General features: G+C 33.8%; 14 protein-coding genes and 2 pseudogenes. 11 read left to right on the top strand and 5 right to left on the bottom strand.

All coding sequences use genetic code 11. The annotated features are described in order from the left end of the window. Positions 1-409: 409 nt before the first annotated feature. Positions 410-889, bottom strand: a complete 480-nt coding sequence (locus tag FGQ66_RS03505) for an RrF2 family transcriptional regulator (protein WP_171024557.1) — start codon at positions 887-889, stop codon at positions 410-412. Between the two features lie 197 nt (positions 890-1086). Here FGQ66_RS03505 and FGQ66_RS03500 point away from each other — a divergent pair, with 197 nt between their 5' ends. The 9 genes and pseudogenes from FGQ66_RS03500 (at position 1087) to FGQ66_RS03460 (ending at position 12012) form a co-directional block, all read left to right on the top strand. Next, positions 1087-1524, top strand: a complete 438-nt coding sequence (locus FGQ66_RS03500; RefSeq protein ID WP_138301734.1) for a hypothetical protein — start codon at positions 1087-1089, stop codon at positions 1522-1524. A 115-nt stretch (positions 1525-1639) separates the two neighbouring features. Continuing rightward, positions 1640-2440 (top strand): 2-oxo acid dehydrogenase subunit E2, encoded by an 801-nt coding sequence (locus FGQ66_RS03495; RefSeq protein ID WP_138301732.1) that lies wholly within the window; start codon positions 1640-1642, stop codon positions 2438-2440. A 91-nt stretch (positions 2441-2531) separates the two neighbouring features. Next, positions 2532-3545: a quinone oxidoreductase family protein gene (locus tag FGQ66_RS03490; protein WP_212745819.1), complete on the top strand. Its 1014-nt coding sequence runs from the start codon at positions 2532-2534 to the stop codon at positions 3543-3545. Between the two features lie 505 nt (positions 3546-4050). Continuing rightward, positions 4051-4369 (top strand): annotated as a pseudogene (locus FGQ66_RS03485) (family 1 glycosylhydrolase); the annotation flags it as partial. Positions 4370-4693: 324 nt separating this feature from the next. Next, positions 4694-5161 carry a PTS sugar transporter subunit IIA gene (locus tag FGQ66_RS03480; protein ID WP_171024556.1) on the top strand — a complete coding sequence of 156 codons (468 nt, stop codon included), beginning with the start codon at positions 4694-4696 and terminating at the stop codon, positions 5159-5161. Continuing rightward, a complete protein-coding gene (locus FGQ66_RS03475) occupies positions 5145-5999 on the top strand; it encodes a PRD domain-containing protein (RefSeq protein WP_113846176.1) in 855 nt (284 codons plus the stop codon). The genes FGQ66_RS03480 and FGQ66_RS03475 overlap by 17 nt, the downstream gene beginning before the upstream one ends. Positions 6000-6127: 128 nt before the next feature. Next, entirely contained in the window at positions 6128-7534 is a 1407-nt protein-coding gene (locus tag FGQ66_RS03470; protein WP_113846175.1) for a PTS transporter subunit EIIC, read from the top strand. 42 nt (positions 7535-7576) lie between these two features. Then, positions 7577-8995, top strand: coding sequence for a 6-phospho-beta-glucosidase (locus FGQ66_RS03465; RefSeq protein WP_138301729.1), 1419 nt, complete (start codon positions 7577-7579; stop codon positions 8993-8995). A gap of 395 nt (positions 8996-9390) precedes the next feature. Continuing rightward, complete coding sequence (locus FGQ66_RS03460; RefSeq protein WP_212745818.1) at positions 9391-12012, top strand: glycosylhydrolase-like jelly roll fold domain-containing protein; 2622 nt, start codon at positions 9391-9393, stop codon at positions 12010-12012. Positions 12013-12156: 144 nt separating this feature from the next. On the opposite strand, the pseudogene FGQ66_RS03455 reads toward FGQ66_RS03460, so the two are convergent. Beyond that, positions 12157-12900 (bottom strand): annotated as a pseudogene (locus FGQ66_RS03455) (transposase); the annotation flags it as partial. A 98-nt stretch (positions 12901-12998) separates the two neighbouring features. Beyond that, positions 12999-14231 carry an AraC family transcriptional regulator gene (locus FGQ66_RS03450; RefSeq protein ID WP_113846172.1) on the bottom strand — a complete coding sequence of 411 codons (1233 nt, stop codon included), beginning with the start codon at positions 14229-14231 and terminating at the stop codon, positions 12999-13001. Positions 14232-14265: 34 nt separating this feature from the next. On the opposite strand from FGQ66_RS03450, the gene FGQ66_RS03445 reads away from it, so the two are divergent. Continuing rightward, positions 14266-14922 carry an MFS transporter gene (locus FGQ66_RS03445; protein WP_230315219.1) on the top strand — a complete coding sequence of 219 codons (657 nt, stop codon included), beginning with the start codon at positions 14266-14268 and terminating at the stop codon, positions 14920-14922. Between the two features lie 519 nt (positions 14923-15441). Then, positions 15442-15732, top strand: a complete 291-nt coding sequence (locus FGQ66_RS03440; protein ID WP_113846171.1) for a cation-transporting P-type ATPase — start codon at positions 15442-15444, stop codon at positions 15730-15732. On the opposite strand, the gene FGQ66_RS15085 is transcribed toward FGQ66_RS03440, so the two are convergent. Further along, entirely contained in the window at positions 15704-16153 is a 450-nt protein-coding gene (locus tag FGQ66_RS15085; protein WP_113846170.1) for a transposase, read from the bottom strand. The two genes, FGQ66_RS03440 and FGQ66_RS15085, sit on opposite strands and share 29 nt — an antisense overlap. Before the next feature lie 99 nt (positions 16154-16252). Then, on the bottom strand, positions 16253-16378 hold a 126-nt coding region (locus tag FGQ66_RS03430), incomplete at its 5' end, for a transposase (RefSeq protein ID WP_138301725.1).

Raw genomic sequence — 16378 nt, 5'->3', positions numbered from 1 at the left:
TTTAACCGCTAAAGAGCATTTCAGACAAAAACATACCATTATTTTACATGCTTGAGATCAAGAACGAGAAAAAGTAGCACTGAACCGAAATTCAACTGTATCCGACATCAATAATTTGTTTAAAATAACCGATATTCAATCAATAGCCCAACAAGTTAATCCAATTGGACCTTATGAAGTCACTATTCACAATGCAAAAGTTGACAGTATTGATTCAAGGCTAATTAGTACTGTCAATATTCTATTATATGTTAACCAATCTTATGATCGTTCTGAACGACTAATTTACGCTTCATTCGGCATGCACCGATTTATTCCGCGAAAGACACTATTAACCAATCGAAAGTAAAAGGTCAGAAACTTAAATGCTACTGACCTTTTTTTATTGCAATAGAGTATAGTAGCTAACTTAATTTTCGTCATTTATTTTTGTCCAGTCAATCTTAAGAAAATTTCCATTCTTGTCCTTCGGCATAACTTCAGAAAGAAAATGGTGAGCGAGAATTTCCTTAAACCCTAGTTCTGCTTCAGACACAATCGATCTGAAAACTTGCCCTTGTTCCATGATTATATCTTTAGATAAAAACATGGAATAGATATGTTCAAAATTTACTCCGTCTAAAAAAATTTTTTGAGGTTCAACAGCTTCATAAATATCCCAGAAACTGATTTCTTCAATAGGACGGTTCAGAGAATAACCACCATTCTTTGAAGAAATAGATAAAATGATGCCTTGGTCTTTTAATTTTTTTGCTATTTTAATTAGATAGGTGTGTGAGACGTCCATTCTTTTGCTAATTTCATGCGACTTCAGCGTGACACCTTCTGGTAATTCTGCCAGCATAACCAGTATACCTATTGATTGGATAAAGGATTTACTTAATTTCAAGTGTACTCTCTCCTTTTCGTTGACATAAATTATCCGAGGATATAAAATGTCTAAAGATTCTTATTGAACTAGGATAGCATATATCCTCAAATAATGATACTTCGAATAAGGTGTCAACACAAGAAACTCATTATAGACGAAGATAAAATTATTTTCGTTTTAGAATAACTTAAACAAAAAATGGAGATGTAAAAAGTATGAGTGGAACTAATCTTATTTATTTACTTATTGTGATTTGGGTTATTATCAATCAGTTGCGGCCAAAAGAAGTTGATCTCAATAGTAAAGGAAAATATGTGCTTTTTTTTATAGGACTTTATACTTTCTATAACGGTGTCTTATCTGGTGATTTTATCTTTACTCCGTTCTCAACACTGGGATTGGTTTCTGTGCTTCTTTTTCTGGCTGTGGGGCTTGCATTTTTAAGAGCCTATACAAGCAGAGTATGGAAAGCAGATGGGCTTTTATATAGTCAAGGTACTTGGAAAACAGTTGTCATATGGTTAGTTATGATTGTGCTTCATATGGTAGCAGATCATTTCATTAAAGGGCTAAATGACACATTCTTATTATATATAGGCATTTCATTGATTACTCAACATTGGTATAAACTCTCGGCTCTACGATCATATTGAAGATACACGTTTAATTAGGCATGTACAACAAGTTTATTTAACTCTACCAGAAAATGCAAAGTAAGTATTTCTAAAGTAGGGTGCTGTTAAAATAAAAAAAGGAGGATTTTATAAAATGATAAATTCAGACACAACAGACCATCATGAAGTTTTTGATTCACAGAGAAAGATGGTTGCTCACATGACATCTAAATCTTGGAAAGAAGTACCGCATGTATCTTATGTTTACCAACCTGATATTACAGATTTTTATACGGAGTACCGTAAAGTAGCAAAGAAAGATAAAATTACAATTAATACGATTATGCTTAAAGTTATTACAGAGGGGTTACTTGCAGCTCCAGCTTTGAATGCACATTTGGAATACGACGATGAAACGAAAGAAGGTCAAATTCAATATAATAAAGATATTCATATTTCAATTCCATGGCAAATGCCTAACGGAACAATGTTTCCATTAGCAATCCATAGAGTGAATGAGTTATCACTAACTGAAATTGCTGAAAGTATAGCACGTCTTGGAGAAAAAGTTGAAAAGACTGATTTAAAAGAATTGGTGGGGATGCTCGCAACAGGAACACCAGATTCAAGTAACAATGACGGCTTGACAATAGAAGATATAAAAGGAGGGACCGTGACAGTATCAAACATTGGATCCCTTTACAAAGAACAGAAAGGTCATTTTTCATTACTTGAGATCATACCTCCAGAAGTTTTTGTTGTAGGTATTGGTGCTATTCAGGAAAGCGCAGGAGTCTATAGTGATAAAAATGGAAATAAACAAATCGGTATTAGAAAAGTTCTTCCTATGACTTTAGTATTTGATCATCGTGCAGTGGATTTCAGTGCACTGGTACCATTTTTAAAGAAACTTGATGAAATATTTGCTTTACCAAGTGTAATAAACGAATGGTAAAATAGGTCATTATTTTTATAATATTGATGATTGAGACAACCAATCTTAGTTATTCGAATAAAAATATCACTTGAGAAAGGTTCTGAATTTTATGATGAAAGCAGTAGTTTTGGATGAATTAGGTAATCTTGCTAGTTTAAACTATAAAGAGGTTGATGTACCTTCACCAGAAGAGGGAGAAGTAGTTGTGAAATTGAGAGCAGCAGCTGTGAACCGTCGCGAGCTAATGATTGCTAAAGGTCAATATCAGGGGGCAAGAGCTCCGATAATTCTTGGTTCCGATGGTGCTGGAGAAGTCTATTCATTAGGGAATCCGGTGAGGAACTTTTCTGTCGGCGACCAAGTTATTATCAATCCTGGCTTGAATTGGGGAGACGATAGCAACAAAAAAAATGTTGATTTTTCTATTTTGGGAATGCCTCAAAATGGAACTTATGCTGAGTATGTAAAAGTACCCGTTGAAAATATAGTTGAAAAGCCCACTCACTTATCCTGGGAGGAAGCAGCTTCTTTGCCATTAGCAGGATTAACTGCGTATCGGGCCTTAGTTACAAAGGGGAATGTCCAAAAAGGAGAAAAAGTTTTAATTCCTGGTGCTGGTGGTGGTGTAGCAAGTTTTCTTATCCAATTTGCGCATGCTTTAGGTGCAGAAGTTTATGTAACTTCAAGTAAAGAAGATAAAATTAATAAAGCAATGGAGTTAGGAGCTGTCGGAGGAGTCAATTATACGGAAGAAAACTGGGTAGAACAGCTGTTGGATCTAACTGGTGGAATTGACCTTAGCATAGATAGTGTTGGTGGTGACAGCTTTAAATCATTGATCGCTCTTGGTAAAATCGGAAGTCGTATCGTAAATTTTGGATCAACCAGAGGCCCTGTTAACAATTTGTTTTTGCCTTCGTTGACACTTAAAGAAATGTCCATAATTGGATCAACAATGGGCAGTGCAGATGATTTCTCTAAGATGATTAAACTCGTCAACAAAAAAGAAATTCACCCGGTGATCGATCGAGCGTATCCATTACGAGAAGTAAAGAAAGCACTCGATAGAATTGAAAAAGGACAACATTCTGGGAAAATAGTCTTAACGATAAATGAAATTTAGTTTTAATTAATAGCATGATATAAAAACTCCTCAGAGAGCTAGCCAATCCTCTGAAGAGTTTTTAAGTTTTTTTCTCAACTAAATGGAATTGATAATAATTAGAACTATTTCTTTAAGGGGTCAGAAACTTAAAAGTTTTTGATCCTTTTTTTTATTGCTCATTTCATAGCTTTTCCAGCAGCTCATTTAATTAGATCAGAAAGGTTTTATTTAGAGGTCAACAGAGTATACTTCATGGTTCGAAATATTACTAGAATTTTATAGATTGTATATAATGGACAAGTAAGTTGGGCAAGACTAAATCAAAAAAAATTAGACTTTTATGGGATGGAGAGATCCACTAGAACTAGCATAGTAAGAACTTGAAGGAGATAATGGATAACATGAGGGGTTAAGAGTCAAAATAGCCATATTCTCGATAACTTCCTCCACATGTTAGACATACTTCTGTCACTTTCCTTTCTGAATCCTATCACTGTACCGTCAACAACTCAAATACCGTTGAATTCATTTGTTTTCCGTTGGAAATGGCCTTGGTACCAAAGATACTGTTGAAGACGGAAAAATTCATGATCCTTACCGAATCGATTATCTGAGTCAGCATGTGTTGGCAATAAAAGAAGCAATCAAAGACGGGGTACAAATTATGGGATACACCTGGTGGGGCCCAATCGACATGTTATCTGCCGACACAAATGTCAAAACGCTATGGTTTTATCTACGTGAATCGAGATGATCAGGCTTTTGGTAGTGGACAAAGAATCAGAAAATATTATTATCAGAAACTAATCGACTCGAACGGAGAAGTCTTTGAAAGTGGATAGATATCAGAAATGAGCCAATAAGTTGGAAATAAGTCTAAAATATCTTTGTTTTTTTTTAGAACTTTCTAAACTCCTCAAGAGCATATAAATTAGAGTTTCAGTATTCAGAAAATGACTAATTTCTGGACAAATTTGTTGTAAACATAATTGAGATATATTCTTTTCTTTTTGTGTCCATAATTTTGTAAAATAAATCAAAAAACGCTATTGACATAGAAAGCGATTTCTGGTAATTTTTATTTAAAAGATATGGATTGTAACTCCCCCTAGGAGGCATTACCGTAAAAGGAATAGTCTATTGGGGGGATTTTTGTGTTCAATTTTTTGAAAAAAAAAGAAAAATTTAGTTTAGTTTCGCCTGTTAGTGGTGACTTAATCAATTTAGACAAGGTAGAAGACCAAGTTTTTTCTAGTAAAGCTATGGGTGATGGTTTTGCAGTCATTCCTACAGAGAAAACCTTGTATTCACCTATTAATGGGAAAGTTAAGATGGTTTTTCCTACTAAACATGCTATATGTTTTCAATTGAATAATGGTCAGGATGTTATTGTTCATGTTGGTATTGATACTGTTGAATTGAACGGGGAGGGTTTTTCTGTTTTTGTCAAAGAAGGTGATACAGTTAAGCAAGGGCAAAAAATTATTGAATTATCAGAAAAAATTTTCAATGATAGTAATATTAATCTGGTTACTATGGTCGTTCTTCTTGAGACTAGTGATATGAATCTGCCGCGTTTCGATAAGTTTATAAAGCAAGGTGAAGGAGTCATTAAAAATGATACATGTTATTAAAAAAATAAATAATAATGTGGCATTATGTAGAGATAGTGATGACAGGGAGTTGATTGCATTCTCAAAAGGAATTGGTTTTAAACCAATACCGTATGAAATAGCTGATATGAGTTTAATTGATAGAACATTTTACAGTATCAAGACCGAGTATATAACATTGCTAGAGCATATCCCAGATGATGTTATTAAAATTAGTAATAATCTTGTTGATTATGCTAGGGTTAATGTCGATCATGAAATAAATGAGTCCTTGTTTTTTATTTTGGCGGATCACATTAATTATGCGATAGTTAGGGCAAAAGAAGGTATATATATGCATACTGGATTATTTCACGATATACAAATATATCATCCAAGAGAAACAGAAATCGCCTTAAAAGTTATTCAATTTATAAATAAAAAGTATAATGTTAGCTTACCAAATGATGAAGCGGGCATTATTGCGATGCATATATTTGAGTCTGAAAATAGAAAAAATGAAGAATCCGATCAACTCAATAGAGAAGAAATAATTGAAAGAATTACTTCAATTATTGAAGAAGATTTTGATATTACTATTGATAAGTCTTCTTTTAACTATTCTAGGTTTGTTTCACATGTACAGTATCTGTTAATTCGAAGAACAGAGGAGGGAGAAGTTACTTCAAAAAATGGAAAACTTTTTGAGAAGGTAACAAAGGACTATCCAAAATCTTATCTGTGTACTATGTCTATTAAAAAATATTTTGCGGATAAGTTAGATTGGAATCTATCTGAAGAAGAACAGTTATATTTGGTTCTACATATAAATAGAATGTGTTATAGAGAGGATTGTAACCAGCAGGGCATAACCTCATAACAAAGTTGACGATTGTTTGCTTTGTTATGAGGTTTTTTTATACCAAAACACAAATTATAAACAAGAGAGTTATTGCTTCAAAAAAACTATATTTATAAAGTATTTTGATAAAAATGGAGGAATATCAAATGAGTAATAATTATTCTGAGTTAGCAAATCTAATATTGATTAATGTTGGGGGAAAGCAAAATGTAACTAATGTCACTCACTGTATGACTCGTCTGAGGTTCAATCTCAAAGATGAAAGTCAAGTTAATGAGGATAGTCTTAAAAATATCCCTCAAGTACTAAGTTTAGTGAAAGCGGGTGGTCAAACACAAGTAGTAATTGGACCAACTGTCGATAAAGTATATGCTGAGATAGTTAAACAAAGCGGAATCACTGAAACAGCTAAACTCAATATTGAGTTAGACGAGGATATAAAAACAAAAATATCTATTAAAAGTATTGGAAGCAGTATTTTAAATGGAATTACTGGCTCAATTACTCCCATATTACCAGTGTTTATTGTAAGCGGTATATTGAAAATGATTGCATTTCTTCTAGGACCTGATATCTTTAACTTCATGTCTTCTGAAAGTGATTTAATCAGATTATTTAATATGATCGGGGACTCAGTATTTTATTTCCTACCAGTTTTCGTTGCATATAGTGCCGCAAAATATTTTGACTGTAATCGGGTTATTTCTTTATTACTTGCACTCATGTTAATTTACCCTGATATGCTAAGCCTTGTAGAAGCTGGAGAACCATTTACTGTGTACGGGATTCCCATGGTTTTAGTAGATTACACTCAAGCTGTAATTCCTATTATTATTAATGTTTGGATTTACTCATATGTAGAAAAATATGTGAAAAAGATTGTTCCAGACACCTTACGAACATTGGGTATTCCAGTATTATCAGTATTAATCATGATCCCAATCATTTTATGCTTGGTTGGGCCACTATGTACAACCATTATGAGTTTAATAGCCGATGGTATTATCTGGCTTTCGAATACAATTGGGATTGCAGCAATTACATTAATTGCTGGATGTTGGACAATGATTATTGCGGTTGGGATGCACTTACCTATTATGATGGCTCTCCTTCCTGCCAATATGGAAATAGGATATGATGCAATTGTTAGTCCAGGGACTATTGCTACAGTTTTTGCTAGTTTTGCCGTCTCCATAGGTTATGGAATTCGTGCTCGAAGAAAAGAAGACAGGGCAGTAGGATGGGGATTTTTTGTTACCTATGCATTCGGAAAAGTTTCTGAGCCGCTTATTTACGGATTATTACTAAGAAATATGAAAGCACTAGCTTGGACTGTCATTGGTGGAGCATGCGGTGGATTTACAATGGGAATTTTATCCGCAAAAGTCTATATCTTTTCAAGTGTCGGTCTCCCATTTATGAATCCGTTAAGATTTGGCCCTGACTTAGTTAAAGGTATTATTGGATGTGCTGTAGCATTTGGAGTTACTTTAGCACTATCATTGATTTTTGGATTTGAAATGCAGAACGAAAGCCCAATGCGAACTAATTGATCTAGTATGCTGTATATTAATAAATTTTAGGAGGATTCACGTATGCCATTTAGAAATGATTTTTTATGGGGCGGCGCAATTGCTGCGAACCAATGTGAAGGAGGATATAACGAAGGGGGGAAGGGATTAGCTAGTTCTGATGTTCTACCTTATGGAAAAGACAGACGGGCAGTATTAGTTGGCGACAAACCCATGTTGGAATTTGATGACAATTATTATTACCCTAACAAAGTAAGTATTGATTTTTATCATAGATATAAAGAAGATATTGCTCTCTTTGCAGAAATGGGATTCAAAACACTTAGAATATCGTTTACTTGGAGCAGAATTTTTCCAAATGGCGATGATACTGAACCAAATGAAGAAGGACTAAAATTTTATGATAATGTGCTAAACGAGCTAAAAAGACACAATATCGAACCTCTTGTCACAATTTCTCATTACGACCTTCCTATGAATCTAGTAACAAAATATGGTGGTTGGAGCAATAGAAAACTGATTGGATTTTATAAGAATCTCTTGACTACCATATTTAATCGATATAGAAACCTTGTTAAATATTGGCTAACGTTCAATGAAATTAATATTATGACTCAAGCTTATTTCATGGCAGCAGGGATTATCTTTGAAGATGGTGAGAATAAATATAAAAGAGTATATGATGCAGTGCATCACGTACTTGTTTCCAGTGCATGGGCAGTTAAGTTATGTCATGAAATAATTCCAGAAGCTAAGATAGGTTGTATGCTTAATGCGGGTGTTTATTACCCAATGACTTGTAACCCGCAAGATGTCTTGGCTGCACAATACGAGAATCGGAAGCATTATATGTTTTCTGATGTACAAGTTAGAGGTGAGTATCCAGAGTATGTAAAAAAAGAATTTGAACGAAACAATTACAAAATTCCATTTTTAGAAAATGATGTTGAAATTCTAAAAAATAATATTGTTGATTTTGTCTCATTCTCTTACTACTCTACACGAGTTGTTGATTCGAATGGACCTGGGAAGTATGATTCGAACTTATTAAAGTCTGCAAAAAATCCATATGTTGAAATGGAACCATGGGGGAGACATATTGACCCTGTTGGATTAAGAATTACAATGAATGAAGTATTTGATCGGTATCAGAAACCTCTATTTCTTGTTGAAAATGGACTTGGTGCTTTAGATGAACCCGATGAAAACGGCTATGTTCAAGATGATTACCGAATCCAATTTTTAAAAGAACATATTAAAGAAATGAAGGCTGCTGTTGAAGTAGATGGTGTTAATTTGATGGGATATACTTGTTGGGGGCCCATTGATTTGGTTTCTGTAGCAACAGGGGAAATGTCTAAACGCTATGGCTTTATCTACGTTGATCGGGATGATAAAGGAAATGGTAGTTTAAAAAGAAGTAAAAAGAAATCTTTTGAATGGTATAAGAAAGTTATTTCATCTAATGGAGAAATTCTATAAAACCGAAATGATTTCTAATGCAACTATTTATATAGTGAGATTAATAGGACATGACAAGTGGTGTTCATCGAACAATCAAAGCGTAAATTTTGTTCTAAAATTTTTGGACTATATTCAATTTTAAAATTTAATTTAATTTATCAAAATATACAGCAATTGGAACTCTACGGGGGAAGATGGTTATTCAATAAAGGGCGGATAATCCTTTAGAAATTATCACTTGTGGAAAATTCTAAAAAGTGCACTACGTTATATTTTATATATTGATTAAGTAAGACATGTAAGAGTAATGCTTATTCTTATTTTGAGTAAGCATTGCTTTTTTGATAGAAACAAGCAAAATTGAGCATTAATTTGGAGTTTTTATTACATAGAGAAAGAAGGAGTTAATAACTATGTCAATCCGGAAACTAAATGAAGTTCTTGAAAATAAACAAGATAATTATATCTATCCATTTTTATGGTTAAACGGAGAAGATAGCAACACCATAAAATCCTGTATCGAGGAGATTTACTCAGCAGGAATAAGAGGGCTTTGTATTGAATCACGTACTCATCCCGATTTTATGGGCTCTGAATGGTGGAATGATATGGACTTAATAATGGGGGAGGCTAGAGCAAAAAAAATGAAAGTCTTTTTATTGGACGATGTTCGGTTCCCGACTGGATATGCAAACGGTAGAATTCTTTCAGATAAACCCAATCTTATAAAGAAATTTTTAAAAATTAGTCAGTTGGATTTTGTGGGTCCCTTTAAAGATGCATCATTCCTATTAGGATGGGCGAATGAAAGAAATAAGAATTCGCTAAAAAAACAAGTACAAAAACCAGATAAAATAGTACTAGTTGTGGCAGCTAAAAAAACAGGAAGTAATAGCATAGATCCTGCAACTTTGGTTAACATAAGTTCTTTAGAAAAAGATGGTATACTCAACTGGGACATTCCAGAGGGGCAATGGAGAATTTTTACACTTATAGAAACAATATATGGTGGAGAGAAACAAACAGAAGGATATTTGAATCCTTTGGATAAGAATGCGACTCAGGTATTAATTGATGAGGTATACGAACCTCATTTTCAACGCTACAAAAAAGATTTTGGAGAAACTTTTGCTGGATTTTTTTCGGATGAGCCTCGCTTTGGAAATATGCACGGATCTACAGGGTCTATTGGAAGATATGAGATGGTTTTTCCCTGGAATGAAAATCTATTAAATTATTTTAGCGAAAAAGAATTATTAAAACTACCTCTTCTTTTACCTCTTGAAGCTAAGGGAGAAGAATTTGGTATAAGATATAAATACATGGATATAGTAAGTAAATTATACGCAGAGTGCTTTACAGATACTTTGGCATCTTGGTGCAGAGAAAGAAAAGTTGAGTACATTGGGCACCTAATTGAAGATAACAATGCACATAGTCGACTAGGTTATGGTGCGGGCCACTATTTTAGAGCATTATGGGGACAGGATATGGCTGGAATAGATGTGGTTCTAAATCAAATTTTACCTGGAATGGACAAAAATTACTTTAAATCTATTACCTCAAGCGGCTGGGATGGAGAGTTTTTCCACTATGGCTTAGCTAAACTAGGATCTTCCTTAGGTCACTTAGATAAAAAAAAGAAAAACAGAACTGTATGTGAAGTTTACGGCGCTTATGGATGGGCAGAAGGCTTAAAGCTAATGAAATGGATAACGGATCATATGTTAGTTAGAGGCATTACACATTTTGTACCTCACGCATTTTCGATGAAAAAATTTCCAGATGCTGATTGCCCACCTCATTTCTACGCGAGAGGGGAGAACCCACAAAATCGTTATATAAATGTTCTATTCGAATATTTAAATCGAGTTTCTCATTTGTTAAATGGAGGGAAACATATTGCAAGTGTTGGGGTATTGTATCATGCAGAATCTGAATGGCTCGGTGAATATATGTTATTTCAAGAGCCTGCTCGTGAACTATTACAAAATCAAATCGATTTCGATATTATGTCAATAGAATTAGTTTGTAATTCAAAAGTGAGAGAGAAAAAATTTTTAATTGACGATGAATCTTTTGAAGCTTTAGTAGTTCCCTACTCTGAAGGGATACCGCAACAATTTCTCGATAAAGTTGATGAATTAGCAAAACATGGAATACCTGTAGTGTTTATCAATGGTTTTCCTAAATATAATGAGATGGGACTTCAAATTAGCCAAAAAAAATTTTCCATTAATTGTACTACTATAAAATTGAATCAAATTGCGCAGTTTTTACGAGGTAGTGGTATTTTTGATTTAGAAGTTGAGGAATATCAACCTTATTTGCGATTTTACCATTATGAGCAACCTGATGGTAATATCTATATGTTTTTCAATGAAGATCCATACAAGAGGATTGAAACTACAGTCAAATTATCTACAAGTAAAAGAGTATTAGCATACGATGGATTTAAAAATACATTAAAAAATATCCCACAAAATATAGTTGATGGTAAAACGACAGTTGATCTTAAACTGGAGCCTTATGAATCTATAATATTTATTGAGGATAATGGAAGTACTCTTAATAAAAAATTTGAGGCTGTGACAACTGTTTCACCTCAAATTGGCAAATGGAAAGTATCCTTTGCGAGTGCTAAATCTTATCCACATTTTACGAATAGCATGGAATTGCTAGAATTAGGGAATATTGCCAAAATCGAAGGCTTACAAAATTTTTCAGGCACAGTTCGGTATGAAACAACTTTTGATTGTGTTGATGAAAAGATAGAAAGTATTGATTTGGGGAGTGTTTATGAAATAGCTGAAGTAATATTAAACGGTGAAAGATTAGGCGTGAGTATTGCTCCACCTTACACTTATAGTATTGAAAAAAAATTGAAAAGAAAAGGAAACGAATTAGTAATAGAAGTTACCAATAATTTAGGGAAACAAGAGCAAGACTATTTGTCTCAGTTCATGATACAAGAGCCATCGGGTCTTTTAGGTCCAATTACGTTAAAAAAGAATCTTGATGATTGTAAAATGTAACCCCAATTCATTTTTGGGTGATGTTTTTATTGCTATAGTTTAAAAAAGCATGCATTCAAATCTCTTGTCAACCAGAAAGTTTTTTACTTGATATGGGTGTGAAATTTCATAACACCCTGTAGCTTAAGCGTTCATTGTGACTGATGGGTGTTTGAAAAGCCGGTGATAACGCTGTTTGAGCAGTTCTAATGATGCCGTGGAATCTTTTGAGTAAGAGGTTCCAATATCGTTGAGTCGACGGTACTTTTTTGGTTTTCAAAGTGTGAGGTTTGGAAACGATTCATGATCTGTACACGTGATTGATTGAAGCTGCGATTAATATGTGAATGCGATCAGTTACAATCTCCGCATTCGAAAAGACAGTTTTAAGCAACTGACAATAGCTAGCTTTCATATCCATTAAGGGGTATTTAACGTTTAAAAGGACTTTTCTAGGAAAGCATGGGAAGTATTAGATCGATTTGTAGAGTCTATGATCTTCCAGTATCGTGAATAGTCGACTGGCTGTCTCATCGATACAAATGAAACTTATGGAACCAGAAACCAGCTTCATTGATTTGAACTTATCCATGCACAATACAGGTGGAAGATAGTTCATACATGGCTGATAATACCTAATCGCTTCACGAAAGGTATGTGTAATCGTTTCATCCGAGACAAAGTACTTATTAGTGATCAATTTACGTGATTGATGTTCATACAGTTCCACGAGAATTGCTAGCTTTAATTCCAAGTTAGTGTATAGTATAAGTCTGTTTTCGCAGAAAATGTCTGTCCACAATCATGACAATAGAATGGTGGCGTATGCTTTCTGAAATAGTCAGCTTCTCTTTGAATTTCACCATGGGAGTGCCATGTTGTATACGAACCGTTGTGAATAATATTAACCAATCCGCTGATACTTTTGGAGTGATCTTAGATAGAGTTAACCATAACAATAGCAAAAGAGTGAACCTTTTATTGATTCGCTCTTTTGCTATTAATATTTATCTGAGTAAAGATTTATATATTTTTGGAGTTATTCCGGTAAATACTTTAAAGATTTTTGTAAAGTGACTTTGATCAGAGAAATTGAGAAGCATTCCTATCTCAGAAATTGGAAGATCTATGTGCTCAATCAAATTTTTTGCTTCATCAATTTTTACACGCAATATATACCGATGCACAGTTTCTCCAACTTCTTTTTTTAAAATTTTTGAAAAATAACTACAACTCAAATTAAGGTAATCTGCAACCGAGTGAATGCTAATTTCTTCAAAAATATGACTGTAGATATAGTGCTGTGCGTCAATTATCTTTTTAGAGTAGCCTACAGTCTTACTTTTGCCAACTTCATCTGCTAATTTATACAGAGCATCTTGGACATTTATAGCTACTGCTACAGTATCGTTCATATCTTCCATTCTTTGTATATATTTGTCACTAATAATAAAAGCAATTTCTTGATTTAATCCTCCTTCAAGGGCAGCTCGTGTTCCCAGTGTAATTGCAGAGATACCTTGATTTTTTATGGAACGCAATAAGCTTTTCTTTGAAAGTACCCCATTATTTTGACTACTTATTTTATCTAAATATTTAGGAATTAATTCTTTTCTACCGATTTTAATGGCATTTAATAATTCGTGTTCATTTTTGATATCATGATGAAAGTCTAGATTTGATCTTACATTAATTAACACTTTTTCATAAGACAGTAATTCTGTTTCGTAATTAGTAGAAAAAATAAAATCATCCAATATACAATTATCAGATAATTTAACCTCAAAAATCTGATAGTTCAAGTACTTTATAACTGAAAGAAGTTGTTCTGTTGCTATAACTTTAATTGAATCATAATAAGTAAAAAACTGAGTATGATCAGAAAAAATATTGTTATCATACAGTAGTGATCTTACTTCTACATGGGTAATTTTTTTTGTCCGAACAGGACCTAAAATAATATTTCCAAAACCTTCAACTCTATAAATGATGAAATATTCAGAGAATGCAGTTTGGTATATTATTGGTTTTTTCTCAAAACTACCAAATCTATTGTTCATTAATGATTTAATTAAAGCAGAGTTACTTTTGTATCTAGGATTAAGTATGTTCCCATTAGAATTATTATGTTTAATATGATAAGACTCATCAGTAAAATATATATTAATTCCTAGAATTTCTAATAAAAAATTAGACAAATCTAATAAATACTCTAGCTTATCATTGACCTCATTACTCATATAATCTTCTCCCAAAGATCGAAAATTATCTGAAGTGGAAGTCTCTAACCAGCGTTCAATCAGTTTTGGTAAAACGTTAAAAAGTTTGAATGGCTATGTTTATGTGATGTTGATCGTGACTTTTGCGACTTCTCTTTGCTTAATGATCTTTATGGCAAATCAATCAATTCTGCTAGCTTCAAAAGGGAACGGTACAGCGTATACGGCAATGATCACAGCATTAGGAAATGTCGGAGGAATATGTACGGCCTTTGGATTGAAATATATCCGCAAAATTACAAGAACAGATACGATGGCCTGGGGTTTCGTGGCTTTTGCCTTATCTTATATCTGTATCGTATTTTTCAATAATCCTGCGTTGCATATTGCTGGAAATATGTTCTCGGGAATGGGGATTGTCATGGTTAATGCGACGATTCCATTTGAATTATCTATTTTAGCTAATCATCAACAATTCCCGGTCGCTATCGCAATGAATACACTGATTTCTTCCTTAGCTGGTTTCGCAGCACCTATACTGCTGGCAGCAACTAAGATTTCAGCAGGAGCAAACTCTTATCTTGCGGGGATTGCCATTAGCGGTTTAATGGCTGTCGTATTATTGATTACTCGTTTAGGAAAACGAATCGAAAAAAAGTCCGGTGAAGCAACAGCAAGCAATGTAAAAAATGAAAAGGTGCAAGAAGCTTAAAATAATTTGCTCTCAAAATAGATATAAGGTTAGGCAGACTCTATTGACTCGAACTGATAAGTGGTTTTGTTATAAAGTTTTTTCAAAGTAGGGAATTCTCCAATTTTTATTTGTTCCTTTTATGCTGCTTGGAACAGTTCATCAGATTTATTTCACAAAAAATGGTCGGAGCGAGTTTTGTCGCTTCGACTTTGTTTGTCTAGTATATGCAGAACTGCAATGATGCCTTTGGAAATGACTTTTCCTGTCGCAGGATTTGGGAATTCGTTTTATAATTAATCGGTGATTCTGCTCCAAAATGTTATTTAGAATCTTATCAGCTTGATAGTTTACATCCTTAGGTAAAGTACAGCTACGTTTTACAACGTATCCCAATTTTTCTGCAACCAAATATCCAACGTAGATTCATTAGAATTAATCGCACGGTATAGATAATGATAATTTTTACATACATTTCATCCATCCGCTTTGAGATTGGTGCAAACGTTACTATTTTAAGCTTTAACGAGGTGGAGATCTTTGAAAAATATTCATTGGGATGAGCTAACAAATCATGAGGCACAAAAAAAATTACAGCAATTTGGAAAGAATCGATTAGAAGAAAAAAAGAAGGAATCGTTTTTCTTGAAAATTATCCACATTATATTGGAACCGATGTTTCTTCTGCTGATTATTGCAGCTTTCATTTACTTCTTTTTAGGCGAACCCCACGATGGCTTGATTACGCTAGTATTCGTGGTTGTGATTATTGTGATTGATTCGATCGTCTTTGTTGGGATTCCTATTTTCGCAGCTTCCTCAATTCTTTGATGCAATTATGTTCTTCAGGCATCAGCTTACTTATTTCTTCCTTTACTTCTTTCCTAGACAAAATGGAGGAACATCCTTTCATTTTTGAGAGCCTGTCCAATCCTTTTGAACGAAAAATTTCCATCCAATTGACAACTAACGCGGGTTGATTTATCCCTAAATGATTCGCCACTTCACGATAGGAAGGATCACTCGTTTGATATAACTCTATCGCATCTATCTTGAATTGAAAAGAATAACTTTGCTTTTTTCGCTTACGCAAGAGCCATTCTTCTCCAAATTCACGATAAGCATTGATCCATCCGTGTACCTGTTTTTTGAGCTCACCCCATGTTTTTTTGCTAAGTATCCTAATCCACCTTTTTCCTTCATGATACTCTTGAACGATTGCCAACTTGAATTCAAAACTATTTTTTGCCATAAAAATACAAACCCGGCTCTTTGTCAAATGATGTTGGTAAAGAGAAATCTTAGAATAATTTGGACAGAACAGAAAGAAGGAAACCTCTTTCTGTTCTGTTTATTTGGTTAAAAATGTTTTGCCATGACGAATCATGATCCGTAGTTTGAAATTGTAAAAGCTGCGAAAGCCGTACGCATTGCGTTTTAATGATTTGATGTGGTTGTTTAAACATTCCAATGGTCC

Source organism: Enterococcus sp. BSD2780061688st2 D3, from assembly GCF_005844145.1.
Taxonomy (GTDB): Bacteria; Bacillota; Bacilli; order Lactobacillales; family Enterococcaceae; genus Enterococcus_B; species Enterococcus_B durans.
This window is presented reverse-complemented; position numbering and strand designations above follow the sequence as displayed.

Bases quoted from the DNA above. Each gene is read 5' to 3' on its own strand.
- FGQ66_RS03470 (WP_113846175.1), top strand. From the start codon at position 6,128: ATGAGTAATAATTATTCTGAGTTAGCAAATCTAATATTGATTAATGTT.
- FGQ66_RS03475 (WP_113846176.1), top strand. From the start codon at position 5,145: ATGATACATGTTATTAAAAAAATAAATAATAATGTGGCATTATGTAGA.
- FGQ66_RS03490 (WP_212745819.1), top strand. From the start codon at position 2,532: ATGATGAAAGCAGTAGTTTTGGATGAATTAGGTAATCTTGCTAGTTTA.
- FGQ66_RS03460 (WP_212745818.1), top strand. From the start codon at position 9,391: ATGTCAATCCGGAAACTAAATGAAGTTCTTGAAAATAAACAAGATAAT.
- FGQ66_RS03450 (WP_113846172.1), bottom strand. From the start codon at position 14,231: ATGAGTAATGAGGTCAATGATAAGCTAGAGTATTTATTAGATTTGTCT.
- FGQ66_RS03495 (WP_138301732.1), top strand. From the start codon at position 1,640: ATGATAAATTCAGACACAACAGACCATCATGAAGTTTTTGATTCACAG.
- FGQ66_RS03465 (WP_138301729.1), top strand. From the start codon at position 7,577: ATGCCATTTAGAAATGATTTTTTATGGGGCGGCGCAATTGCTGCGAAC.
- FGQ66_RS15085 (WP_113846170.1), bottom strand. From the start codon at position 16,153: ATGGCAAAAAATAGTTTTGAATTCAAGTTGGCAATCGTTCAAGAGTAT.
- FGQ66_RS03500 (WP_138301734.1), top strand. From the start codon at position 1,087: ATGAGTGGAACTAATCTTATTTATTTACTTATTGTGATTTGGGTTATT.